1 protein-coding gene is annotated in these 577 nt (G+C 39.0%); it reads right to left on the bottom strand.

Annotated features, from left to right (window positions below):
• The coding region (locus AVJ20_RS18090; protein ID WP_162689819.1) for an RNA-guided endonuclease InsQ/TnpB family protein at window positions 1-577 on the bottom strand (577 nt) is incomplete at both ends.

Genomic DNA, 577 nt, shown 5'->3' with positions numbered 1-577 from the left:
CCTTTTGGACTACTTGAGGTGATCTCACCGCAGCACGAACAGATTTGGGTGGTATAGGCTTCTTGGACTTCTTCAAACAATACGCCTGCGTTCTCGCATTTATACTTGAGCATTGTTTTTAGTGCAGAAAATCCTGTATCCAAAACAGATTTTGCCATTTTGGTTTTTACTAATTTTTTAGCACTCAAGTCACCTACAATAATCAATGCATTTTCATTCACAAGCTTGGTGCTTGCTTTATGCAAATGATCTTTTCGACTATTTGCAATCTTGGCGTGTAATGCACGAACACGCTTCTTATTCCTGGCTCTCTGAGCAATACCTAATTTCTGCTCATATTTTCGATAGAATTTTGGATTTGAAATTACAGTGCCATCAGAACAGGTGGCAATATCTTTTAAGCCTAGATCAATACCAATCGCTTTGGTTGCTGTCGATTTATCTTGCTTAGGCGATTCAACAACAAGACATACATACCAACGCCCACGGCTATCCTCTACAAATGAACCTGTTTTTAACGTGTATTTGCTTAAACCGTAGCTATCCCAAAGCTTAAATTGGTGTTTTCCATACTGGA

This window comes from Acinetobacter sp. CFCC 11171 (assembly GCF_003268405.1).
GTDB lineage: Bacteria > Pseudomonadota > Gammaproteobacteria > Pseudomonadales > Moraxellaceae > Acinetobacter > Acinetobacter amyesii.
This window is presented reverse-complemented; position numbering and strand designations above follow the sequence as displayed.